This window comes from Rhizobium favelukesii (assembly GCF_000577275.2).
GTDB classification, from domain to species: Bacteria; Pseudomonadota; Alphaproteobacteria; order Rhizobiales; family Rhizobiaceae; genus Rhizobium; species Rhizobium favelukesii.
Genome location: NZ_HG916852.1, coordinates 1,991,487 through 2,014,780 on the forward strand (window position 1 = coordinate 1,991,487; position 23,294 = coordinate 2,014,780).

The following is a 23,294-nucleotide window of genomic DNA, read 5'->3' on the forward strand; positions in this document are numbered from 1 at the left end:
CTTTATCTGGCGCGGCCGCCGCCTCTGCGCGCTCGGATCCTACCGGCGACCTTCTCCATCGACTATGAATGACGGACAGGCTAGGTTCGTGCCCGGAGCGCTTCGTGCGGCAAGGTCATTGTATTCCCGGGATTTTGACGATGTTTCTGACGGATGGAGAATTCAGCGAAATCAAGGCGTTTCGGCGTGAGCTTCACCGTAATCCGGAAGTGTCCGGTGAAGAGGCGCAAACCGCGTTGCGGCTGAAAGAGGAACTCTGTCTCACCGGACCCGATCGCATCGTTGCCGACATCGGCGGACATGGCCTAGCAGCCGTCTACGAGGGGGCGGCGTCAGGCCGAACGATCATGATCCGTGCGGAACTGGACGGCCTGCCGATCGACGAAATCTCCGATGTAACACACCGCTCGACCGTCCCGGGTAAGGGTCACCTCTGCGGCCATGACGGCCATATGGCGATCCTGATGGCGCTCGCAAAAGGGCTCGGGCAGAGGCGGCCTGCGAGAGGGCGGGCAATCCTGATGTTCCAGCCGGCCGAGGAGAACGGTGCGGGCGCGGCGGCCGTGCTTGCGGATCCGAAGTTTGCGGCACTGACGCCGGATATGTCGCTCTCACTTCACAATTTCCCAGGCGTCCGGCTCGGCCACGTCCTGCTGAAGGCAGGGCCGGTCAATTGCGCATCGCGCGGAATGAAGATCGTTCTGAAGGGCAAGACATCGCACGCTTCGTATCCGGAGCAAGGTATTGCGCCGACTTTCGCGATGGCGCGGCTGCTCGATGGTCTGACAACACTGGGGAACAACGGTTCGCTGGGCCCGGATTACTCGCTGGTGACGGTCACACATGCGCGTCTGGGGGAACCGGCGTTCGGCATCAGTCCCGGTGAAGCGCAAATCTGGGCAACCTTGCGGACGCTGACCGATGAAGCGATGACTGCCTTGGTTTCGCGCGCCGAGGAACTGGTACTGACCCAGGCGAAAGCCGGACAGTTGCAGGTGGAGATCAGCTACGAGGACGTGTTCCACCAGTGCTACAATTCCGCCGAAGCAGTGGCGCAGTTGCGCCAGGCGCTGGATGACGAGGGCGTGAGCCATGACGATGCGAGCAGCCTGCTGCCGATGAAAGCATCGGAAGACTTCGGTGTGTTCCGGACCGTGGCGCCCGCCGCGATGTTCTTTCTCGGGGCAGGCGAAGATCATCCGCGCCTGCACAACCCCGACTACGACTTTCCCGATGAGCTGATTGCCATCGGTTCGCGGGTATTCATGCGGGCCATCAGAAACCTTCTCGGCTGAGCCACCGCCGTGCCGCCATCCCTAAAGGAGCCATTGAACACTCCGGCCGACGCTTGGCCGGAAGGCGAAGGTGCCGCTTCCCCGGCACACCTCCGCTTCACGGACAGACGCGTCGGTCGCGGCCTTCGCAACTGTTTTGCGCGCGATTGAAAACTAATCTCTCAGGTTGAAATTAAGATCGTGATCGCTGATCGACTTGCGCGCCGATTTGCGCAATATTTTTCGGCGGCCGATGTATGCGCTGTTTGCGCTTGGCATCCGATCGGCACCATTCGACTTCCTCCAGAGTGCGATGGGATTATCATGTTTGCTCAAGACATCATGAATACCGACATCACGACGATCAGCGCCGACAGCAGCGTGCATCAGGCAATCGACCTGATGGTTGCCAAGAACATCAGCGGCCTGCCTGTGATCGACAACGATGGCAACATTTGTGGCCTGCTGACTGAGGGCGACCTGCTTCGCCGCATCGAATTTGGCGGCGGCAGGTCCGCCGGCAACCCCGATGAAACATCGCTCGTCGATTTCGACGACTATATCCGCAGCCGCAGCTGGCGGGTATCAGATGTCATGTCCGCAAGCGTGATCAGCGTTACGCCCGACACGCCCGCGGCGACCGTCGCCGAGGTGATGTTCCAGCACAAGATCAAGCGTGTTCCTGTCGTCAGCGGCAAGCGACTCCTTGGCATTGTCAGCCGCATCGATCTCCTGAAGGGCATCGTTGCTGCACCGGCCGAGAGAACGGCAAGTGGTGACGATGCCCTCGCTCGTGCCATTCGAGCAAGACTGCAGGGCGACCTCGGTCTCGACACCGATGCGATCAAGGTATCGGTTCAGGATTCCAGAGTAGTGCTTGAAGGGACGGTATCCAGCGACCTGGAACGCCGCGCCATCCGCGTGCTGGTGGAGAACGTCAAGGGCGTCAGCGGCCTTATCGACAAGCTGAGCCTGGCCTGATTGGAGATCCTAGGCTGCCGAGCGTAGGAGCTTTTTGGCGTGCGTTGCCATCAGGCGTTCCTCGTTTGTCGGGATCACGAGCGTCTTGAAATCACCGAGGAAGCGGAGCCTTCCGAGGATTGCCTCGCGGACCGGGCCGGCGTGCTCGCCGATCCCGCCCGTGAAGACAAAGGCATCGATCCCGCCCATGGAGACGGCCATCATCGCGGCATGCTGGGCCGTTTTCAGAGCGAAATATTCGAGGGCGAAGGCGGCGTGCGGATCGTCGCTGCGAAGCAACGCCTCGACGTCATTGCTGATACCGGACAATCCCTTCAGGCCGGAACGCTCATAGAGGATATCCTGGACCGTCTCGACGCCGAGATCCAAGTCGTGAAGCATGTAGAGGACGGCGCCGGGATCGATTGATCCGCTGCGCGTTCCCATCGGTATGCCGTCGAGCGCGGTCATGCTCATCGTGGTATCTACGCTGATGCCGTTCTTCAGCGCGCAGAGGCTGGCGCCGTTGCCGAGGTGGCCGACGACGACGCTGCCGGCACAAAGGTCCGGATAGTCCCTGGACAGCACCTGCGAGATCCATTCATAAGAAAGCCCGTGGAAACCATAGCGGCGAACGCCTTTGTCGCGCATCTCCTGTGGCAGGGCGAAGCTGCTGGTCAATTCGTCGTGTCCCGCGTGGAAGGCGGTATCGAAGCAGGCGATATCGGGCGCTCCGCTTGCGAGCCTGGCAGAAGCGGTGATGCCGGCGAGGTTGTGCGGTTGGTGAAGCGGCGCCAACGGGATCAGCGCTTCGAGGCGGTACATCACCTCGGGCGTGACAATGACGGGCTCTGCGAAATCCTGCCCGCCATGGACGACGCGATGTACAACCGCCGCTGTGCGCCAGGCGTGGTCGTGCCCGCCGATGAGGTCCATCACGGCGCTGAGCGCCGAATCGTGATCCGTGTTCGCGGGCAGGGAGGTTTGCGTCTCTTGTCCACCGGGGAGTTTGGCGCGCATCTCAGGTGTGTCACCAATGCCGGTGACCTTGCCGCTCATCAGCACGTCCAGGGTCTGATCCTCGAAAATCTGAAACTTGAGGCTCGATGAGCCGGTGTTGAGAACAAGCAGCGTGTCGATCATCGAATTGTGCTCCGAGTCCGGTCACGTGAATGGTGAAGCGACGCTGCGTCAGGAGCCGGGTGCCACCGCGCGGCCGCTGAGATGACATTGACGCTGCCCCTGCGGGCCACGGTGGCCGCAGAAGATGTAGCTGTCAATTGTTTTTGTTTCGAAATTTCGCGCAACGCGAGGTGCCTGCGGCGTGCCTGGATGGCCTTTCGGAGATCAAAATCCTTTGAGATCTCAGGATTTTCTCTTTCCGCATTGCACCGATCGGCCTATCTAGCGGTAGTGCTATTCGGCACTTATCGGATCCGGCTTCCTGCCCGTTCCTGCATCCAATTCACACCGGCAGATCAATGATAGCTATGCAGACGACAGAGAAAGACGATGCGGAGAGCATCCGCAGGGCAAAGATCGTAGCGCTGGTCGTCGCCGTTTCGTTTTTCATGCAGATCCTCGATGGCACCATCGTCACTACGTCACTGCCGCAGATGGCCGCGAGTTTCGGTGTTCAACCGGTGTCGATGAGTATCGGCATCACCGTCTACATGCTGACGATGGCGGCCTTCATTCCACTTTCGGGATGGCTTGGGGATCGATACGGCGCAAGGCGGATCTTCATGGCGTCCATTGCCGTCTTCACCGTCGCCTCGCTGTTCTGCGGGCTCTCCGGCGGCCTTGCCGAGTTTGTCGTCGCTCGCGCCGTGCAGGGAGCGGGCAGCGCACTAATGACGCCGGTCGGCCGGATCATTGTCCTGAAGAATGCCCGCAAATCGGAACTCGTCCAGGCGATCGCGCTGATTACCTGGCCGGCGCTGACGGCTCCCGTTATCGGTCCGCTGCTTGGCAGCTTCATCACCACCTATGCAAGCTGGCATTGGAACTTCCTCATCAATCTGCCGATCGGCGTGCTCGGTATGGCGCTGGTTCTTCGCTTTGTGCCGGAGCAGCGCGAAGAGGATGCCGGCCGGCTCGATATGCTGGGATTCGTTCTCAGCGCTGGCGGGCTGACCTTCCTGCTGGCGGCGCTTGAACTCTCCGTGAAATGGGATGGCGGCCTGCTGCCGATCCTGCTGATGCTCGCGGCCGGCATTGCATTGTCTGTCATGGCGACGCGACACTTCCTGCGGGTCAGCAATCCGCTGCTCGATCTATCCGCCTTCAGGGTGCAGACATATGCGATTGCGACCCTTTCGGCTGGGACGGCGAGCCGTGTCGCGATCAATGCCACGCCGTTCCTCTTGCCGCTCCTCTTCCAACTCGGCTTCGCACTGAGCTCGATCGAGGCGGGTGCCTATCTGCTGGTGTACTTCCTCGGAAATCTCGGCATGAAGGCCGTGACGACGCCGCTGCTCGCCAAGCTTGGATTTCGCACCGTGCTCTTCTTCAATGGGATGATTGCCGCCTTGTCGATTGCGGCCTGCGGCTTTCTCGTGCCCGAGACGCCACGCGCGATCATCTACGCGCTGCTGATGATTGCGGGCCTCTCGCGGTCGATGGAATTCACGGCACTAAACACGTTGGCTTTTGCCGACATTAATCCAGCGCAGCGCAGCTCTGCGTCCACGCTCTCGAGTATGCTGCAGCAAGTTTCGATGCTGCTTGGCGTCGCGATCGCGGCGGCGGCGCTCAACATCTCCGTCGCTTTGCGTAGCGTTGAAGGTCCCGGGCTCATCGATTTCCGCTGGACGTTTCTTGTCGTCGGAGCAATCGGTATCATATCGTCACTGCGTTTCCTGCAGCTGGCGCCGGATGCAGGCGCCGAAGTGTCGGGTCACAAGATCGGCACGAAATAGTTGGTCGCTTTGCGGTCGGCCTTTGTCAGGAGGAAATATGGATCTCGGATATATCTGCACGCCGCAAGAGGTCTTCGACTTCTGGTTCGAGGAGTGCGGGCGTGACCAATGGTTCAAGGCGACGTTGGACCTTGATCGGGATATTCGCCAGCGCTTCCGCGACACCCATCTTGCACTCTCGCGTGGCGTGACGGAGGAATGGCGCTCGACCCCGAACAGCAGGCTTGCCGCAGTGATCGTGCTCGATCAGTTTCCGCGCAACATATATCGTGCGACACCGCTCGCGTTCGCCACCGATGGGCTTGCGCTGCGCGAGGCAAAGCTCGCGCTGGAAGCCGAAGCGGACCAGCAAGTCAGCCCGGAATGCCGGACGTTCTTCTACATGCCTTTCGAGCATTGTGAAGATCTGGAGGAGCAGGAGCGTGCCGTGGCGTTGTTCAGGGCGCTTGGCGATGAGGAATATGTCGACTATGCGCTTCGCCACCGGGAGGTGATTGCAGTCTACCGTCGCTTTCCGCATCGAAATGTCATCGTCGGGCGGCAATCGACCACGGCAGAACTGGAATATCTGGCACAGCCGGGCGCCGGCTTCTGAGCGCGTCGCCTTTCTGTCGCCTTTCTTTCTTATGAAAAGCTGGAAATCCAATTTTGATCCAGCAAACCCGAGTGGGGATATTTTGCGGCCGATACGACTCTTGCTTCGCATTCTCCTTGTTGCAACGCTGGCGGCCGCCGCCGCGAACCTTGCAAGCGCGCAGGCACCGCAACCGCAGGCTTCGCAACAGCCACAAGCGACCGAGCAGGCGTCTGGTGCTGACAATCCAATCGAGCAGGCCGCAAAGGCGATAGAGAAAGCAAAGCAAGATCTCGTCTCGCTGGAGGATGCCGTCAAGCAGAAGAGCGACGATGATGATGCGCTGGTGGCTCTCGCTGGACAGACCGACGAACTTGGCCGCTCGGTTCTCAACATATCCGTTGGCCTCAGACCGCGGCTCGACCAGATCAAGAGCCGCCTTACCGAGCTAGGCGACCCACCGAAGGAAGGTCAGCCGGCGGAGGCGGAGATCGTCACGACCGAACGCAACGCCCTGACGGCGGAGCGTGCCCAGATCAATGCCGTCACCGGCGATGCCGAAACCCTGTCCGCCTCCATCGGTAAGCTCGGCAACCGCATTGCCGAAACCCGCCGTCAGCTTTTTGCCGCCACCTTGCTGCGGCGTACCGACATCTCGTTTTCCGTCCTCGACGATGCGGCACGCGCCTTCGTCCAGGAAGGCTCGGAGTTCATCCAGGCGCTCAGCAGCTGGCTGGGATTCGTTCTGAAGTTCAAGGCTTTTGCGTTCTTTGCGGCCATCTTCATGTCCCTCATGACGGCAATGGTGCTCTTGTCTGGCGGCTACCGCATCTTTGGTCGTTACCTTCAGCGTAAGGAGACGGAAGAGCAGCCCTCCTATATCAACCGTCTCTCCATCGCTTTCTGGTCGACGCTGATCAGGACGTTTGCGCTTGCTGCCCTCTTGGTGACGTCTTACTTCTTCCTCAATGGTTTCAACGTTCTGAGGCCGGATATCGCGCCGATCATCGGCGCGCTCTTCGGATCGATCGGCCTGATTTATTTCGTCAGGCGCTTCACCAATGCGGTGTTCGCACCAAGGGAGCCACATTGGCGTCTTGTCAGGCTTTCCAACCGCGGTGCGAGCTCCATCGGCGCCTGCCTGCTTGCGATGGCAGCCGTCAATGCGCTTGACTACCTCTTCGGCAGCATCAGCGAAGCGATGGGGTCTCCACTCGTCCTGACCGTCGTCAAGAGTCTGATTGCAGCCTTGATCATTGGTTTCATCCTGATCGCAGCGTCTTTCGGCCGGCCGATGCTGGCGCGAAACGGGGATCCGGACGCGCCGGGACGCCATTGGCCGCGCGGCATGGCGATCATTCTGCGCGTGCTGGGTGCAGGTTTGATCATAACGGCGTTGACCGGCTATGTCGGCCTTGCGCGCTTCGTCGCGACACAGTTGATTATCACCGGTGCAATCATCGTCACGACCTATATTGGTCTTCTGTCGGGGAGGGCGATTTCGCGCAGCGAAACCTTCGGCGAGACATCGCTTGGTCGCTTCCTCCAAAGGCGCTTCAAGCTTGGTCCGGTCGCCATCGACCAGGCGGGACTGTTGGTCGGCATGTGCATCTCCGGCATCGCCCTGATGGTTGGGATCCCGCTGGTACTGCTCTTGTGGGGCTTCCATATCCAGGATCTTCAACTCATCGCCTATCGCCTTCTCACGGAGGTCAGGCTGGGCGGCATCAGCATCTCGCTGGTCGGGATATTGACCGGCATCCTGCTCTTTGCCGGTGGTTACCTGCTGACGCGCTGGATCCAGCGCTGGCTTGACGGCAACGTCATGGCGCGCAGCCATGTCGACCTTGGCGTCCGAAACTCGGTCAAGACAGGTATCGGCTATCTCGGCGTTGGTCTTGCGACGATCGTCGGCGTTTCCGCCGCGGGCATCGACCTCTCCAGCTTCGCACTCGTTGCCTCTGCACTGTCGGTCGGTATCGGTTTCGGCCTCCAGAACATCGTGTCGAACTTCGTCTCCGGCCTGATTCTGCTGGTCGAGCGGCCATTCAAGGTTGGCGACCACGTGGTCTCCGGGGCTGCTGAAGGTATCGTAAAGCGGATTTCCGTGCGCGCGACCGAAATAGAGACGTTCCGCAAGCAGTCGATCATCGTGCCGAATTCCGAACTGATCAATGCGTCTGTTGGCAACTGGACCCATCGCAACAAGATGGGGCGCTCCGAAATTCCGGTCTCGGTGAGCTATGATTCCGACCCGCAGAAGGTCATGGACATCCTGCTGGAGCTGGTAAACGCCGTGCCCGTGGTTCTTCGCAATCCTGAGCCGCACGTGGAATTCCTCCGTTTCGGGCCGTATTCGCTGGACTTCGAGCTGCGCTTCATGCTTGCCGACATGGGTGACGGCTTGAAAGTCAGGAATGATCTCCGCATCGCGATCCTGAAGCGGTTCAGGGAGGAGAGTATCGAAATACCTCTTCCGCAGAGCGACGTCGTGTTCCATCGACAGCCGGAGCAGGTTGGAGCAGCGGCCAACGCAGGCAAGCCGCCGGCAAAGATCGACAACGTTTCCGAGACGAGCGAATTGGACGAGGAGGCCGGCACGGTGCGCCGGTTGCGCGGCAAGTCGGCTGATGGCAATCTCAAGGGGTAAAGGCGTTGTTCAGCGATCGTTCAGAGCGGTCGCCGTATAACGTGTGCAATCGGGTTTTCGTTGCTGGGGGCAGCAGCGCCGAGACGCTCCAAGGGAGGGCGCATGATCCGCGCCGCACTGTATGGCAAGATTTGCCGTCGTACTGCTTCTTTCGCTCGTGGCCGCAGGCCAAACTCACGCAGCTTCCATTACCAACACCGACAGCGCGGCTGTTGTGATCGTCCTGACTGAGGGCGGCAACAAGATGCAGCTCGTGCTCGATCCCGGCGCATCGGAGACGTTCTGCCCGTCGGGCTGCTTCATCACCGCGCCTGACGGCGACCGGATCGGTCTAAATGGCGGTGAAACGATCGACATCATCAAGGGATCGGCCGTCGTAAAGTGAACGACGTTTCTCTCTGATCGCAATTTCTGTCCACGGATTTTCGGTCAAAGGCCTTTTGCGGCTTGCCTATTTGCATGCAGTCGCGGCAAGCTTTTCCCATGTCGTAAACAGGCATTTGGCAAGCCCGACGTCGCTGCATAGTTCGCAAAGGCGATTTCCGTCGGCGGCATTCGTCGGACAGGTTAGTAGAACAGAGGGTAATTCTCCATGAAGACACATGCGCGCGCAGTGGTCATCGGCGGCGGCGTCGTTGGCGTTTCGACGCTTTATCACCTTGCCAAAAAGGGCTGGGACGATGTCGTCCTGATCGAACGCAAGGAACTGACCTCCGGTTCGACGTGGCATGCCGCCGGCCTGCTGCCTCTGTTCAACATGAGCTATTCGGTCGGCCAGATCCACAAGTACTCCGTTCGATTCTATCAGGAGCTTCAGCAGGAAACGGGCATGAATGTCGGTTTCAGCCAAGTCTCCAACATCCGCCTGGCGCGCACCAAGGATCGCTGGGACGAATACATGTACTATGCCGGCATCGCCGAAACGATCGGCGTCAAGGTCAACGTGCTGACGCCGGAGCAGGTCAAGGAAATCTGGCCGCTCTGTGAGACGGACGGCCTTCTCGGCGCGATCCAGCATCCGGACGATGGCTATATCCAGCCGGCCGACCTGACGCAGGCGCTCGCCAAGGGTGCCCGCGACCGCGGCGCCACGATCTACCGCAACACCACGGTCACAGCGATCGAGCAGCAGCCCGACGGTCTCTGGAAGGTGACGACAGACAAGGGCGAGATCACCGCCGAGCATATCGTCAGCTGTACCGGCAACTTCGCCCGCAAAACCGGCGAGATGGTCGGCATCAACATCCCCGTGATCCCCGTCGAACACCAGTACATCGTCACCGAGCCGCATCCGGCTATCCTCGAGCGAAAGGCCAAGGGATTGCCGGAGATGGGCGTGCTGCGCGAATCCGACAGCGCCTGGTACATGCGCGAAGAGAATGGTGGCCTCATTCTCGGCCCTTATGAGCACGGCGCACCGGTCTGTTATGTCAACGGTCCGTCGGACGAGAGCGAATACGAACTCTTCCAGGAAGAGCTCGATCGCCTGATGCCGCATATCGAGACTGCTATCACCCGTGTTCCGGCATTCGGCGAAGTCGGCATCAAGAAAGTCTACAACGGCGCCATCGCCTATACGCCTGATGGTAACCCGATCGTTGGTCCCGCGCCGGGCCTCAGCAATTTCTGGCTCAACGAGGGGCACTCCTTCGGCATCACCGCAGCCGGCGGCGCCGGTTGGCAGTTGGCGGAATGGATCGTCGACGGCGAGCCGACTGTCGACATGATGGGCGTCGATCCCCGTCGTTTCGGCCCTTACGCAACCGAAGGATATCTCATCGCCAAGAACGAAGAGGCCTACGCGAACGTCTTCACCATGCACTATCCAGACGAAGAGCGGGAGGCTGCGCGCCCTCTGAAGACAACGCCGGTTTACGAGCGTCTGAAGAAGCTGGGCGCCGTCTTCGGTTCTGTCTACGGCTGGGAGCGTGCCAATTGGTTTGCCCCCGAGGATTACGATCTGCCGAAGGACCAGCTCGGCGTCGGCGCAGATGTCCTCACCAACCATAACCACTCATCGCCTGAAGAAGACGGCCGCATCCTCGAAAGGTGGTCCTTCCGTCGCTCGAACTATTTCGAGCATGTCGGCAACGAAGTCACGAACGTAAGCAAGAATGTCGGCGTGCTTGACATGTCGGCCTTCGCGAAGATGGAGGTCTCCGGCCCTGGTGCGCGCGCCTGGCTCGAATCGATCTTTGCAAACGCCATCCCGAAGAAGCGCGGCCGCATTGCTCTTTGCCACATGCTGACAGTCCACGGCGGCGTACGAGCCGAGTTCACGGTCTACGAATGGGCGCCAAACCGCTTCTATCTCGTCTCCGCAGGCGCCTACGAGGCGCACGACCACGATTACCTGCGCAAGCTGGCGCCGAAGGACGGTTCCGTTCGCCTTCAGCAGATCACCCAGCGGCTCGGCGTGCTTGTGCTGGCCGGCCCGAAGTCACGTGACCTCCTCAAGAAACTCACACGCACGAGCCTTGAGAACAAGGACTTCCCGTGGCTTTCCGGCAAAGAGATCTCGATTGGCGTTGCGAGTGCTCATGCGCTGCGCGTCAATTTCGTCGGCGAGCTTGGCTGGGAGTTACATCACCCGATCGAGATGCAGAACTACATCTTCGATCAGTTGATGGAAGCGGGCGCCGAATTCGGTATCAAGCCCTTCGGTATTCGCGCGATGCTGTCGATGTCGGTCGAAAAGTCCTACCGCCTCATCCCGCGCGAGATGTCGATCGAGTACAACGCCTATGAATCGGCGCTTGATCGCTTCATCAAGCCGGAGAAGGAATTCCTCGGCCGCGACGGGCTGCTGGCCTATAAGGACAAGGGCCTGAAGTGGAACTTCGCGACCCTCGTTGTCGAGACCGGCAACGATGTCGATGCCCGCGGTTCGGAGGCCATCTACAACGAGGCTGGCGAGCTTGTCGGGCGTGCGACAAACGGCACGTTCGGCTACCGCATCAACCGCTCGCTTGCGCTGGCGATGCTGCGGCCCGACTACGCCAAGGAGGGTACCAAGCTCAAGATCAAGATCCTCGGGACGACGTATAACGCCACTGTCGTTGGCGAGAGCCCCTTCGATCCAGACAATGCGGCGCTGCGCGCATAGTCTTTTAAGCATGTTTTGAAGAATGTCAGGGCGGCCCTCGTGGCCGCCTTTTTGTTGGTTAGAGAACACGGCCGATTAATACTTATTCAAACCCGGTATTGTACCGATTTGAACCGGGGACAGGAGTTTCATCAAAAGGTTTGGAAATGGCGTTTTTGGGTATTTCGGGAATGCAATATTCCGGAGGCATGTTTGCTGATGCGCGCATTATTCTGGCGGAGGATTCGAACGTATTTACGTCGATGATCGGCAAGCGGCTGAAGGAGCTCTTCGATATCGATGTGGAAATCTGCCGGAGTTTCGAAGAGCTGCAGCTGTCCTACGACAAGTCGACCGACCCGATCACGCTCGCCATCTCCAACATCAACCTGCCAGGCGCGGAGAACGGCGAGGCTCTGGAGTATCTGGTCGACCTCAGCATCCCAACCATCGTCTTTACCGGCACCTTCCAGGAAGGCATGCGCGACAAGCTGATGGCCAAGGACATTGTCGACTACATCCTCAAGGACAATGTCTTCGCGGTCGACCTGCTTGCGGAATCGATCTGCCGATTCCTCACCAATCATCGTCACCACGTTCTGATCGTCGACGACAGCCCGACGGCACGCGCCCTGCTGTCAAGCCGTCTCAAACGCTACAATTTCCGGGTCAGTACAGCCGACAGCGGCGCCAAGGCTCTCGAGATCCTCAAGGCGAACCGTGACATCGGTTTGATGATCACCGACTACAACATGCCCGACATTGACGGATTCGAGCTGACCCGGCGCATCCGCGCCAGCATCGGCTCCCATGAACTCCGCATCATCGGGGTGTCGTCATCGTCGAACCGGCTGCTGTCGGCGCGCTTCCTCAAGGCTGGCGGCAACGACTTCATGCTGCGACCATTTATCGACGAGGAGTTCTATTGCCGCGTCAACCAGAATCTGGACACGCTGCTGCAAATCCAGTCGATGCGCAAGGAGCGTGCCGTTGCCTGACGCGCTGCCTCCGCCCGACGATGGTAGGCGGAGGCGCTCTCACGCGCTTGAGATCGAGATTTCTGCAATTTCCGGTATTGCCAAGTTTCGATATCTTCTCAGGCGTGTTTGTGTGAGTTATCTTCACATAAGCCGAGAAGATGATCGATTCGGACCGCTGCGGCTTTCTGGGGGATAGGAGTGAATGGCTGTCCGGGAGGATCTCCATCGGGATGGGTCCGGGCCACGCTTTGGCGGCCAGCGGTTACTGCTGGTTGAAGATTCCCGGATGTTCTCCGCCGTTTTGTGCCACCGGCTTCATGCCGAACTGGGGCTGAACGTCAAACCGTGCTCCTCCCTCAAAATGCTCGAAGAGACGATCGCCCAGTCGCCGACTGATTACAGCATGGCGATCGTCGACCTCAATCTGCCGGACGCCCCCTATGGCGAGGCGCTCGACTGCACCATAAAGGCTGCTGTTCCAACCATTGTCTTCACCGCCACGTTCGACCTCGATACGCGCAACCGCATCATGGAGCGCAATGTCATCGATTATGTGCTGAAGGACAACGAGTTCGCGCTCGACAACGTTGTTGCCAGCGTCAGACGGGTATTGTCGAATCGGAAGACGCGGGTTCTCGTGGTCGACGATGTCGCTTCCGCGCGCCAGGTCCTTGTCGGGCTGCTCGAGGCGCAGCAATATATGGTAGTTGAAGCCGCATCCGGACTGGAAGCCTTCGCCGCGCTTGAGGCCTACGACGATATCGAGGTTGTCGTCACGGATCATCAAATGCCCGACATCAGCGGTTACGAATTGACACGGCGGATACGGCGGCGCTTTGGCTCTGACAGGCTGCGGATCATCGGGGTCTCATCCTCGAGCGATCGCATGCTTTCTGCGAGCTTTCTGAAGGCCGGCGCATCCGATTTTCTCTACAGGCCGTTCGTCGCCGAAGAACTGCAATGCCGGATCGCCAACAACGTCGAGACCTTGATACAGTTGAAGCAGCTTCGCGCGGCTGCAGCATGCGACTATCTGACGGGGCTCTACAATCGCCGCTATTTCTACGACCTTGGACCGAAGCTGGTGAATGACTGCCTGCGTCACAAGGCTGCGAGCGCCGTTGCGATCCTCGACATCGATCACTTCAAGCGGCTGAACGATACCTATGGGCATGAAATCGGCGATGAAGTCTTGAAGGCGGTCGCCGGCAGGCTGGCGGCGATCTTCGAGGGGAGCGATCGTCTGCTTTCGCGCCTCGGCGGCGAAGAGTTTGCGATCCTGTTCCCGATGATGGACTCGATTGCCGCGACCAAGCTGTGCGACGAGATACGGTCGGACATCTCACGCCTGAAGGTGATGGCGGATGACGAAGAGCTTTCCGTCACCGTGTCGATCGGCGTTGCCGAAATTTCCGACCACGAAACCTTCGACAACTACCTGAACGCCGCGGACCAGTTTCTCTATATGGCCAAGCACAAGGGTCGCAATCAGGTCTATTCCGACGCGCGTATGACGGAGGAGGCGGCTCAATAGCCGCTTTGCCATTGTCAGGCTGCGATGGCCTGGCGTGCCGTTGCCATCGTCATCTTGCGCTCGGCTCGCTCCTGCTGCGGCGAACGGTGGTAGAGTTCGCGATAACACTTAGAAAAATGCGAGGCAGAGACGAAGCCGCATGCGACCGCCACTTCGACCACCGGCATGGACGATTGCACCAGCAGATGGCGGGCGCGATCCAGCCTTATTTCCAGATAGTAGCGGGCCGGCGAGCGCCCCATTTCCTGGCGGAAGAGCCGTTCGATCTGCCGGCGCGACAGATCGACGCCATCGGCGATCTCCAGAAGCGAGAGCGGTTCGGAAAGGTTGCCCTCCATCAGTTCGATGATGGAAAGAACCTTGGCATTCTGGACGCCGAGGCGCGCGCGCAGCGGCAGGCGCTGGCGATCGTTCGGGCTGCGCACGCGATCGGTCAGGTGCTGCTCGCAGACCCGGTTCACCAGCGTTTCGCCGAAATCCTGGCCGATCAAATTCAGCATCATGTCCAGCGAAGCAGTGCCGCCAGCACAGGTATAGAGATTGCTGTCCACTTCATAGAGATCGGCGTAGACCTCGGCCTGCGGAAAAGCTTCGGAGAAGCCAGGCAGGTTTTCCCAATGGATCGCACAGCGCTTGCCATTCAGCAGCCCCGCCTGGGCGAGGATATGTGCGCCCGTACAGAGGCTCCCGACGGCGACGCCGCGATTGTAGGATTCGCGCAGCCAAGCGCTGACGGACTTGTTATTGAAGTCTTCGACATCGATGCCGGAACAGACCAGCACCATGCTCGGGCGATGCTCGCCACCGAGGTTGCGGCGCTCGTCGGCAAGCGACGTATTTGCCTCGATACCGATGCCGCAGGAAGAATAGACCTTTTGCCCGTCAACCGAGGTCAGCCGCCACGTATAGGCCTGGTAGCCGAGCATACGGTTGGCGATGCGCAGCGTATCGATTGCCGCTGAAAAAGGCAGCATCGTAAACTGCGGAACCATGAAGAAGACAAGAGAGCGTTGTTGCTTATGCGACATCTTATTCATGAGACAAATCCGTGCTCGAGGTCGAATGCACTATTCGTTGCTTGGAATACGTCGTTTCGATATCCTGAAAGCGACATTCTCATGGATATATGCGGCCGCAAAGAGCAAATTTGCGACATTGCTGAAATTGACGAAGGTCAAATGACGATCGCTGCCTTCAAAAGTTCAAAAAAGGGCGATTGCCAAAAATATATGTCACGGAAATTCAAGATTTAATATGGTGGCCGTCAAGACGGAGAAAGCGGCGCTGCACAAATGCGAGGCGCCGCTTTCACACGGGGAGGAATGTCGGATTCATTACATAACCTTGCGCTCATCCGCGTCATCCGCCGACGGCCAGCCAATGTCCTTGCGCATGTCGAAAGGCATGGATTCGATTTCGCGGGCGGCCTGCCACTGATGCCATGCACGAACCAGTTTGCGGGCGTAGTCGGCAATATGCAGATGGGCTTCGCTTGAAGGCGTCTTGGTGTGCGTAATCGTCGTCATGGCCTATTCCTTTCCTCGGCGGAGGACGCTTGTTTCATGCCTAGAATATGGGTGTTTCCATCCCATCAAACAAACGAATAGATTTTATGGATATCATCAGTGTTTTTGAATGATGGCGGGCAGCTGGGCGCTCGGTCCAAACATCGATTGTCTTGTCTGGGGAAAAAATATTGTACTCTGAGGGAAGTTATTTCGTCTTTTTTTGGAAAAAATATGGGGTCTAGAGTCAACTAAAATTTCCAAAGCAAGCAAAATCAAGGGTTTAGTTTTTTGTCGCTTTTTGGGTTTGTTCGGAGAAATATCGTTGGACCCCGACAAGCGGCGGAGGCGTCTCTCCGTAATGCAGGCGTCGCATAGTAGCCCTGAGCGAGTGCTGCCTGAGCATTTAGTTAGAGCTTTCATGGCACTGCCCTTCTGCTTAGTGTCAACGTCAGCGAAAACACTAAGGTGCGGCTCTCCTGTCGTCGGCAGACGAGCGCTAGCACCCATCCGCTACATTAACCTGTGCCTTCCAAAGTCCTCCCCCCAGCGCGAGCGACCCAATGGACGCCGGGCGATGCCTCGCGACTATCAAGATGAAGCGCTCCCGCGTGCTCCTGGGTTTGATCCCGCTTCGTTGCTTTGTGAACGATGGAGCTGCTGGGTCGGCTGTAAAACGCTCTAAAGGCCATGCGACGTGCAGCGGAATGCCTCCTTTGCAAGGGCGGAGGAGGAATGCAATGGGCAAGGAATTCTTTTGAACTTCCTTGCGCTCCATTAGGAAACAGTAAGGAATTCTTTTCCTTGAAAGGAATTCTAATTCACCGTCTGGCTGAAATTCCGACTGATATAATCTCGACCTAAGCATCAAGGAAATCTGGAAGGAAATTTATAATCACCGTTTCTTTAAGTCGTTGAAATAAATCCGTTGTTGGTCAAACGGAAGCATAGTGCCATTGATGTGCGCACAAGGAAAAGAAGTTGGAGATCGTGATTTCCTTCAGCACATACGGGAATAAATTCCGACTGCGCCGCTCTTTTCCACTAGGAATTTTTTTTACGATTAGGCGCTCTAAATCGTTTTTCACGCTTATAGCCAGCCGCGATTGGCTCTCCGACCAGCCAGTATCCGTTGTCTTGATATTCGAATTCGTCGGATTCCCATAGAATTTTGCCGACGCGCTGCGCGGGCTTCGCACCCTTAATCATGACGCCGTCGTCGATAAGTTGAGCTAATATCTCTGTGCGCCCAAGGGGATGCCCGGCGGCTTTGAGTATCTCCTTCGCACGTTCGCGTACGAGCGCGGTGAGAGTTGCACCTCTTCCGCTTGGCTGCCGCGTCTTGCGGCCTGCTACCGGGCCCAGGTTCTGGGTAGTGGTCTCCATCTGCTTGAGCAGATCGCGGAGCGCCTTCGTCTTGGCATCAGACGCCTTCGCCATTTGTCGGAGGGTATCTGCTCGTGCCTGCAGCACGTCAGCTCTCGATCTAAGCGAAGAGGCCTCCGCTTCCGACGAAGCGATGTTCTGTCTCAGTTCTCCAGCCCAGGCGGAAATATCAGGATCGCCGAATGTATCACTCTTTTTGTTAATTTTAAGATTCTCGTCTTCCTCCTGTTTGAGAATCATATATGAGTCATTCATGTTCGTTCGCATCTTTTCAAACCTGATTTGCCTCTGAGAATCGTACCGAGTTATAGCTTTCATGTCATTCGTAAACGTTGAAGATTGGTCGCAACCCTCACGATGTTCACTGAGATACAGATAAGGAGGACCTCGTCCCGTGCCAACTTACCGAGAGCCATATGTGGTTGAGTGGTATGCGTTTGGCAGGGCCGAGGGCGGCGGTCCTGTACGGTGGATCGCGAATGGTCACCGAAGGCATGCCGTGGGTCTATTGCCGCTCAACAAGAGCCGTCACATGGGCAGTCCATGGGAATCCAGGGCTGTAGAGTCAGTCGTGCTGCGCATGTTGGCAGCCTGCTCGCGTGTCGTTGATATCGTCGCACAGCCTCATAGCCTTTTTATCGGGGTGAGGGGTATCAAAAGGCAGTTACGCTATACTCCCGACATCGAAGTTCGGGTCCACCCTTCATTCAGGGACGAACTCATCGGGGGCAGGCCACTTCATGAGATTGTCGCGGCACCTTTCGCGGAACCCACGCACTCTTTCGATCCAGTGGCACTTGTTTTCGAACTGAAGTCGGATAGCGACCAAACTGTCAACGATGATGTTCCGAAGACGAAAATGGACATAGTGAAGGCGGTGTATGGCCATGGAGGCCACTCTTTTTTCACGCTCCATCACACTCCCCATATTGATCGCGATTTTACCGATTCACTAATATTTCTGGAAATCGCAGCAAACGACCGTGTTGGGCCCTTGGAAAGGTCGCGGTGCGTTCTCGCATTCGGACGGGAGCAGTGGCTACCATTCAGCACCCTTTCTGCAGAGCTTGGAGGGCAGCCCCGGGGCGATAGATTAGTCAAAGCCCTCCATTATAAGCATGCGGTTTCAATAGACTTGAGCAGGGGCCTTTCGCCTAGTTCGCCAGTGTGGCTTAGGCTTGCCGGAGAGCAATTCGGTAATGGTTAGCATCCTTCTCGACGACCGTTTCTTTCTCCGCGACATAATGGTGCCAGGCGAATTCTCCGTGGATGCGCTTAACAAGAAGGACATTTCTCTTTCGAGATATCCTCGCGGGGAGACTATACGCATCGAGTTCACAGAGTTCGCGGTGCGTCACGCGGGCGGACACATTACCAAGACAGCAAGTGCCGGACAGAAGCTTCCGACGATGAGAGTGAAGCATCTTCTTGCTCTATTCGAACCTGAAGGTCGCCAGGTTACGGCGGGTCAGGCTAAGGATCATGACGACGAGCTTGAAGCGGTTCTTTGGGCGGGAACCAAGCAGTTCTATGCCAATCGGTACATCGATCACCGCGCAGAGGTAGGGTATTATACGAAGGGGGACCCTCATCTGTTGGCCTTTATCGCAGCCAACCATGCTGATGCAGCGAGTAGAGGGTTCGGGAAGACCATACCGTCAACGTCAACCATCAGAAAGCTCGTTTGCGGAAGGACTTCGCATGTCTCGCTTGTCGACTGCTTCCGCAAGGAAGGTAGTGGTGTACGTGACAGAGGAATTTGGCCCAGCTGGGTTTATGAACTTGCGACCGAAGCGATAGAGGAGCGGTTCGACGGTGGGTTTGCCACGCCCGGCCAGGCATACGAGTGGTTCTTCGGCGAGTTTCATAAGGAACGGGACGAAGGCGTCGGAATTCCAACGGACAAGCGGCAGAAACCGCCGGATGAAAAAACGTTCAACAACTGGCTGAAGAAATACTCAACTAAAGAGAGGCTTGCAAAGCTTCAGGGCGAACGAGAAGCCGCGCGGCGACTGCAAGGGACTATCGTGCCACAGGATGCTCGATACCCCCTACACATCGTCATCATCGATCAAACATTGGGAAACATTTGGTCAGCGGTCAAACGCCAGACGACAGAGAGTGGCCAGACTGATGCGGAGGAAGTGTTATCCGATGCGGAAGAAGCTGAAGTCCTTGATACGAAGCGCGTTGAGGTCGTTTACGCCGTTGACACGTTCACGAGGATGTCCCTTGGCATCATCTTGACCTTTGAGCCGCCGAGCATTTCGACGTTCATGGCGTGCTTGAAGATGGTCATGACACCAAAGACCGCGTGGGCAAGGCGGTTCCCGGACCTGACTGACGCGACCGACGGCTACGGATGCCCCACTACCGTTGTCATCGACAACCTTCGTGCTCATGTCACCAAAAGCGTTCAGTTAGGTCTATTGTCGATTGGGATCGGCATCGAATACGCACCACTCGCGTCGCCGGAATGGAAGGCCATAGTAGAAAGAGCCATCGGGACCTGCAAACGAGTGATGGCCACGTTGCCGGGTGGATTCTCAATCGATGAAGACGTGACATCAGCAAATTATCGGAAATACGCTCGTTTCGATGTTGGAGAAATCAACGATCTGGTGATCCACAAGATCGTCACCGAACACCACATGCTCGCGCACGGTGGAATCGATGAGCCACCGGCCTATCGATGGTCCAAACACCTGCCTTTGCACGGGCGTGGCATGGTAGCCGATATGCGCGTTCTCGACCTGCTACTCAGACGACGTGGTAAAGCCAAGCTCACGCCGAGCGGCGTGATGTTCAAAGGCCACCGATACCACAATACAGCATACGCGACCCAAATTTTGAATTCACGCGCGTCCGAGTTGGCGTCGAAATCTGGCAAGCGATCCACCTTAGAAGTCGAGGTGTTATGGAATCCTAGCGATGTCTCATCGCTTGGAGTGATCGATGCAAAATCGAACGACATACTGTTTTTCGGAAACGTTGACCCGGTGTTCGCGAACAAGGCCGTCTCGTTCAAATTCGCGACATCCGCGCGTCAGGCGAACAAGAAGATATTCGAAGAATACTATCCTTCCGCCACCAGGGCTAAGTACCTTCGCGAGTTTTTCGAAATGCTGCAAGCCCGCATCAAGAAGGAGACGCATCGCGATGCTAAGAAGACCGCGCGATTGCTCGAAGGCGGCAGAGCTGTTGTCATTTCGGCCGACGTTCAACAGTTCGACGTGGTCATCCCTGTGACCAATCTCGGCGTGTCGCAGGTTGATGTGCCGGTCCAACTTCGGCTGGAGCACATACAAGGGCCAACGGAAACGCCAAAACAGACTGGACTTAACCGGTCCATGAAGAAGACCGAAAAGACCGCTCCTCCGTCCCAACCGGTGAACCGCGATCAAGCCGACGCGCCCGCCATGTATGCAATGTCGGCCGAAGAGAGTGAAGCTTTCCTAGATCAGCTAGAGCGGAGTGGACGTCGCTCGCTTCGGCATTGACGACCTGTTTGAGGAACAAGAGCGATGGATGGACGGCCGAACATAACCACCGAATTTCGCCTCATGCGCATCGTCTATCCTGAGATGGTGGCTGCCCATTCCGCCTTTGACAACGTTCGAGAGGCGCGAAGAAGCGCACTAGAGATTGGCGGGCGGTCGAAAATTGAAGGCTCGCTGGTCAGCCTTTTTGGAAAGTCGCACGCAGGAAAGACGACAATCCTGGAGGCCTACATGGAGGCAAGCTTTCCTGATGACGTCGATCCAGAAAAACTAGACAACAAAAGACCCCAGCGCAAAGTCGTCGCAATAACCTTGAACGGCGACTCTTCTCACATGAGTTTCCTCAAGCAAATTCTCCGAGCTTACAAAGACCCGTTTCCCGGTGACGGCAATGCGGACGACAAATTGGAAAGGATCATCAAGTACATCAATCACTACAAAACCGAGTTGTTGATCTTCGACGAGGCGAGCAACCTTCGCATCCGTAAAGCAACTGATCTTGACGCGACCAAGACCCACAATACGCTTCGTGGATTTGCCAAAATGGGGTGTCCCGTTGTTGTCGCAGGTACGGAAGAGGCCGAAAGTAAGATACTCAGCGACGGCCAGCTCGTCAGCATGAATCACGACGTGTCGATAAAGACGTTAAAGCAAGACTGTGCAACAGATATGCAACTCTTCGGGAGTTACTGCGCCGATCTCGGCTTAGCATTGAAGGAGCATAAGCTCTTTCCCAAGCGCAGCAACTTCGTCATCGACAATACCATCGCCTGTCTCTTTATCGCGAGTGGCGGCCTTCGTGGTCGTGTATCGCGCCTAGTCGAGCACGCCGCATATATTGCGCGACAGGAGGATGCCGATGAGGTCCGGTTCGACCATCTAGAGGCCGCAACGGACGCGTATTCGATCAAGAATAAGATCGTCACCTACAATCCCTTTCGCGAGAGCCGCAAGACCCGGAAAAAGGAGACGCGCGTTGCCTGATCCCCTGAGCATACATTCAAGTAACCACGAGGTCGATGACATTGTCCGAGCGTTGTATCGGCCGCCTGCAGATGGCGATGACTTTGATGTTCTGCGGGAGGAGACGATAGATATGGTTTTTCCGGTTGCGCTTGAGCTGCAACCCGGTGAAAGCCTTCGCGACGCTGCGTATCGCGCCACAGAGGAGAACGGATATCGGCGTACGCAGTTGGCAGTTCGTCTAGCGCGTCCCGTGTCGTTCAGGAGCTTATCGGGATTTACATCGATTGCCCACCAGGAGGATGTCTCTCGCATCGTCGATGTCCTCGGTATTCGCCGTGATGCCGAACACTTGCACAAGCTTTTGGAAAACCGTCAGGTCCGCTCCCGGCAGTTTGTTTCGTTTTTCGGTCACCACCTGCAGCGAGCCGACTTTTCACAGTTCCGTCGCGTCTCTCCCCGTGCACTTAGGGCGTCAGAGTATCAACGGGCAATTTGGTCGGTCCGCTGGCTGCCCTGTGATCCCGAGACGATGGAGCGTCTAATGGATCGCTGCCCGGTGTGTCATGCCAATCTGGGCTGGCAAACGACCAGCGGAGTATCCTTCTGCCACAGGTGTACAGGTCCCAAGACCGACCTGCGCGATTTTCCGCAGCCGTTGGTCGAATGCAGTGACCCGGATGCAATGCGGTTCGTCCTGGAGATTTTGGACCCGCTGATGTCGGACGGCTCCTTCCGGGCGCGATGGCCAACGGCCTATGCCGCGAACACACGAGCGGAGCTTTACCAATTCGTCGTTAAGCTGGCTATGGAATGCCAGCGCCACGAATCGCCGCCGTGGCCCTGTGAGCACCATCTCGACGAAGTGCCTCGAAATGGCCGCTCGTGCATTGTTAACTTGGCCCAAGGGGCTGGCTGAACTTGCTGATGGACAGAGCGTAATCCGCGACGACACTCGAATGCTCAGGTATCTTCAAGCAGATGCTTCGCTGAGTACCCAGGTTCGTGCTGAAATCAAAGCGATCCTGAATGTTCGCACCCGTAAGATGGCTTTGACGGTATTCCAAGGGATGGAGAACCCCCCGAGTTCGTCGAGCGCTGTCACGCCGAATGCCCCTAAACGCAACGCTCGTACCAGCATGATGGAGCTGATCAACCGACCCGGCCATGTTCGGAGTAGGGCGGAGGTCGCAGTTCGTGTCGTCCGGGACATTGGTTCGGCTCGGTGCATTTCGCGTTACCTCGGCGCTCCGGTACCCGATGTTGTCGATCTTTACCTGTCCGGTCTTCTTTGTAGTCTTCGCGTCGAGATATCCATTTTGGGAATTGATCCAGCCATCCAAGAGAAAGAAATCAACATCATCGAGTGGATGGAGGACAAACTGCCTTACGCGAAAGAGCCGAAAGGACATAGACTGGCAGCCGCGAAGTTTGCTCTCGACCCTAAGCACTCGCTCTCTTGGTCAGCGGTGTTACATGCCGCGTTGAGAGGGGACCTTGGCTTGCAGCGGGGGCCTCTCTCTGAGCGAGGATTTCTGCACGATCTCTATGTTGAGAACGTCAATCACCTTGAGACTCTCAGCCATCTCCCTTCAAGTGCCGACCGATTCGCCGATGTTTCGATTACCTCGACAGAGCTTGCCATGACTTTAGGGAAAAGCCGGACGGTCGCCGCCAATCTCGCAAAACATTTTCAGTGGCATGGCGCTACGACACTAAGAAAAGTTACCGACCTGCGACAATCATATGCGTTCGGTTTTGAACTGGCGGCCCTATGCTCGATCAGAGGCTTCACAGTGCCCGAAATATTTTCGGTTTTGGATCGGGCACGAGTACCGCGCGTCAACATAGACAAAATGTCTTTGTGGGATAGGGGCGTGGCTCTGTCGTGCCTTGGATTGTATCCCTGAGCGTGGTGGGCATGCCGTAAGTGCGCAGAAAGCTGCGAGCAGATGGCGGCCT

17 protein-coding genes are annotated in these 23,294 nt (G+C 57.4%); 13 read left to right on the forward strand and 4 right to left on the reverse strand.

Annotated features, from left to right (window positions below; genetic code table 11):
- The first annotated feature begins 140 nt into the window (after positions 1–140).
- Complete coding sequence (locus LPU83_RS48540) at positions 141–1,295, forward strand: amidohydrolase (protein ID WP_024314070.1); 1,155 nt, start codon at positions 141–143, stop codon at positions 1,293–1,295.
- Positions 1,296–1,598: 303 nt separating this feature from the next.
- A complete protein-coding gene (locus tag LPU83_RS48545; RefSeq protein ID WP_024314071.1) occupies positions 1,599–2,255 on the forward strand; it encodes a CBS domain-containing protein in 657 nt (218 codons plus the stop codon).
- Between the two features lie 9 nt (positions 2,256–2,264).
- Here the strand turns inward: LPU83_RS48545 and LPU83_RS48550 are convergent, their stop codons facing one another.
- A complete protein-coding gene (locus tag LPU83_RS48550; protein WP_024314072.1) occupies positions 2,265–3,377 on the reverse strand; it encodes an acetate/propionate family kinase in 1,113 nt (370 codons plus the stop codon).
- 338 nt (positions 3,378–3,715) lie between these two features.
- Here LPU83_RS48550 and LPU83_RS48555 point away from each other — a divergent pair, with 338 nt between their 5' ends.
- From LPU83_RS48555 to LPU83_RS48585, 7 genes are all read left to right on the forward strand, one after another.
- A complete protein-coding gene (locus tag LPU83_RS48555) occupies positions 3,716–5,155 on the forward strand; it encodes an MFS transporter (RefSeq protein ID WP_024314073.1) in 1,440 nt (479 codons plus the stop codon).
- Positions 5,156–5,192: 37 nt separating this feature from the next.
- Positions 5,193–5,750, forward strand: a complete 558-nt coding sequence (locus LPU83_RS48560) for a DUF924 family protein (protein WP_024314074.1) — start codon at positions 5,193–5,195, stop codon at positions 5,748–5,750.
- Between the two features lie 31 nt (positions 5,751–5,781).
- Positions 5,782–8,379 (forward strand): mechanosensitive ion channel family protein, encoded by a 2,598-nt coding sequence (locus tag LPU83_RS48565; RefSeq protein ID WP_051166641.1) that lies wholly within the window; start codon positions 5,782–5,784, stop codon positions 8,377–8,379.
- 121 nt (positions 8,380–8,500) lie between these two features.
- A complete protein-coding gene (locus LPU83_RS48570; RefSeq protein ID WP_024314076.1) occupies positions 8,501–8,764 on the forward strand; it encodes a hypothetical protein in 264 nt (87 codons plus the stop codon).
- 207 nt (positions 8,765–8,971) lie between these two features.
- The gene (locus LPU83_RS48575) at positions 8,972–11,485 is read left to right on the forward strand and encodes a GcvT family protein (protein WP_024314077.1); all 2,514 of its coding nucleotides are present in this window, start codon (positions 8,972–8,974) and stop codon (positions 11,483–11,485) included.
- Positions 11,486–11,631: 146 nt separating this feature from the next.
- Complete coding sequence (locus LPU83_RS48580) at positions 11,632–12,462, forward strand: response regulator (RefSeq protein ID WP_024314078.1); 831 nt, start codon at positions 11,632–11,634, stop codon at positions 12,460–12,462.
- Between the two features lie 184 nt (positions 12,463–12,646).
- Positions 12,647–13,978, forward strand: a complete 1,332-nt coding sequence (locus LPU83_RS48585) for a diguanylate cyclase (protein WP_024314079.1) — start codon at positions 12,647–12,649, stop codon at positions 13,976–13,978.
- Positions 13,979–13,992: 14 nt separating this feature from the next.
- On the opposite strand, the gene LPU83_RS48590 is transcribed toward LPU83_RS48585, so the two are convergent.
- The 3 genes from LPU83_RS48590 to LPU83_RS48600 form a co-directional block, all read right to left on the reverse strand.
- Positions 13,993–15,015 (reverse strand): GlxA family transcriptional regulator, encoded by a 1,023-nt coding sequence (locus LPU83_RS48590; protein WP_024314080.1) that lies wholly within the window; start codon positions 15,013–15,015, stop codon positions 13,993–13,995.
- A gap of 297 nt (positions 15,016–15,312) precedes the next feature.
- Positions 15,313–15,504: a hypothetical protein gene (locus LPU83_RS48595; RefSeq protein ID WP_024314081.1), complete on the reverse strand. Its 192-nt coding sequence runs from the start codon at positions 15,502–15,504 to the stop codon at positions 15,313–15,315.
- Positions 15,505–16,527: 1,023 nt separating this feature from the next.
- Positions 16,528–17,124 (reverse strand): hypothetical protein, encoded by a 597-nt coding sequence (locus LPU83_RS48600; protein ID WP_141652544.1) that lies wholly within the window; start codon positions 17,122–17,124, stop codon positions 16,528–16,530.
- A 944-nt stretch (positions 17,125–18,068) separates the two neighbouring features.
- Here LPU83_RS48600 and LPU83_RS48605 point away from each other — a divergent pair.
- From LPU83_RS48605 to LPU83_RS48620, 4 genes are all read left to right on the forward strand, one after another.
- The gene (locus LPU83_RS48605) at positions 18,069–20,369 is read left to right on the forward strand and encodes a DDE-type integrase/transposase/recombinase (protein ID WP_024314084.1); all 2,301 of its coding nucleotides are present in this window, start codon (positions 18,069–18,071) and stop codon (positions 20,367–20,369) included.
- A gap of 24 nt (positions 20,370–20,393) precedes the next feature.
- The gene (locus LPU83_RS48610) at positions 20,394–21,353 is read left to right on the forward strand and encodes a TniB family NTP-binding protein (protein ID WP_024314085.1); all 960 of its coding nucleotides are present in this window, start codon (positions 20,394–20,396) and stop codon (positions 21,351–21,353) included.
- A 112-nt stretch (positions 21,354–21,465) separates the two neighbouring features.
- A complete protein-coding gene (locus tag LPU83_RS48615; RefSeq protein WP_141652545.1) occupies positions 21,466–22,251 on the forward strand; it encodes a hypothetical protein in 786 nt (261 codons plus the stop codon).
- Positions 22,208–23,242: a hypothetical protein gene (locus tag LPU83_RS48620; RefSeq protein WP_024314087.1), complete on the forward strand. Its 1,035-nt coding sequence runs from the start codon at positions 22,208–22,210 to the stop codon at positions 23,240–23,242. The genes LPU83_RS48615 and LPU83_RS48620 overlap by 44 nt, the downstream gene beginning before the upstream one ends.
- The last annotated feature ends 52 nt before the right edge of the window (positions 23,243–23,294 follow it).

Excerpts from the sequence above, each read along its gene's own strand:
- LPU83_RS48570 (WP_024314076.1), top strand. The coding sequence starts at position 8,501 with ATGGCAAGATTTGCCGTCGTACTGCTTCTTTCGCTCGTGGCCGCAGGC.
- LPU83_RS48590 (WP_024314080.1), bottom strand. The coding sequence starts at position 15,015 with ATGAATAAGATGTCGCATAAGCAACAACGCTCTCTTGTCTTCTTCATG.
- LPU83_RS48610 (WP_024314085.1), top strand. The coding sequence starts at position 20,394 with ATGGATGGACGGCCGAACATAACCACCGAATTTCGCCTCATGCGCATC.
- LPU83_RS48575 (WP_024314077.1), top strand. The coding sequence starts at position 8,972 with ATGAAGACACATGCGCGCGCAGTGGTCATCGGCGGCGGCGTCGTTGGC.
- LPU83_RS48605 (WP_024314084.1), top strand. The coding sequence starts at position 18,069 with ATGGTTAGCATCCTTCTCGACGACCGTTTCTTTCTCCGCGACATAATG.
- LPU83_RS48620 (WP_024314087.1), top strand. The coding sequence starts at position 22,208 with ATGGCCGCTCGTGCATTGTTAACTTGGCCCAAGGGGCTGGCTGAACTT.
- LPU83_RS48600 (WP_141652544.1), bottom strand. The coding sequence starts at position 17,124 with ATGAATGACTCATATATGATTCTCAAACAGGAGGAAGACGAGAATCTT.
- LPU83_RS48555 (WP_024314073.1), top strand. The coding sequence starts at position 3,716 with ATGATAGCTATGCAGACGACAGAGAAAGACGATGCGGAGAGCATCCGC.
- LPU83_RS48580 (WP_024314078.1), top strand. The coding sequence starts at position 11,632 with ATGGCGTTTTTGGGTATTTCGGGAATGCAATATTCCGGAGGCATGTTT.
- LPU83_RS48565 (WP_051166641.1), top strand. The coding sequence starts at position 5,782 with ATGAAAAGCTGGAAATCCAATTTTGATCCAGCAAACCCGAGTGGGGAT.
- LPU83_RS48585 (WP_024314079.1), top strand. The coding sequence starts at position 12,647 with ATGGCTGTCCGGGAGGATCTCCATCGGGATGGGTCCGGGCCACGCTTT.
- LPU83_RS48550 (WP_024314072.1), bottom strand. The coding sequence starts at position 3,377 with ATGATCGACACGCTGCTTGTTCTCAACACCGGCTCATCGAGCCTCAAG.
- LPU83_RS48560 (WP_024314074.1), top strand. The coding sequence starts at position 5,193 with ATGGATCTCGGATATATCTGCACGCCGCAAGAGGTCTTCGACTTCTGG.
- LPU83_RS48540 (WP_024314070.1), top strand. The coding sequence starts at position 141 with ATGTTTCTGACGGATGGAGAATTCAGCGAAATCAAGGCGTTTCGGCGT.
- LPU83_RS48615 (WP_141652545.1), top strand. The coding sequence starts at position 21,466 with ATGGTTTTTCCGGTTGCGCTTGAGCTGCAACCCGGTGAAAGCCTTCGC.
- LPU83_RS48545 (WP_024314071.1), top strand. The coding sequence starts at position 1,599 with ATGTTTGCTCAAGACATCATGAATACCGACATCACGACGATCAGCGCC.
- LPU83_RS48595 (WP_024314081.1), bottom strand. The coding sequence starts at position 15,504 with ATGACGACGATTACGCACACCAAGACGCCTTCAAGCGAAGCCCATCTG.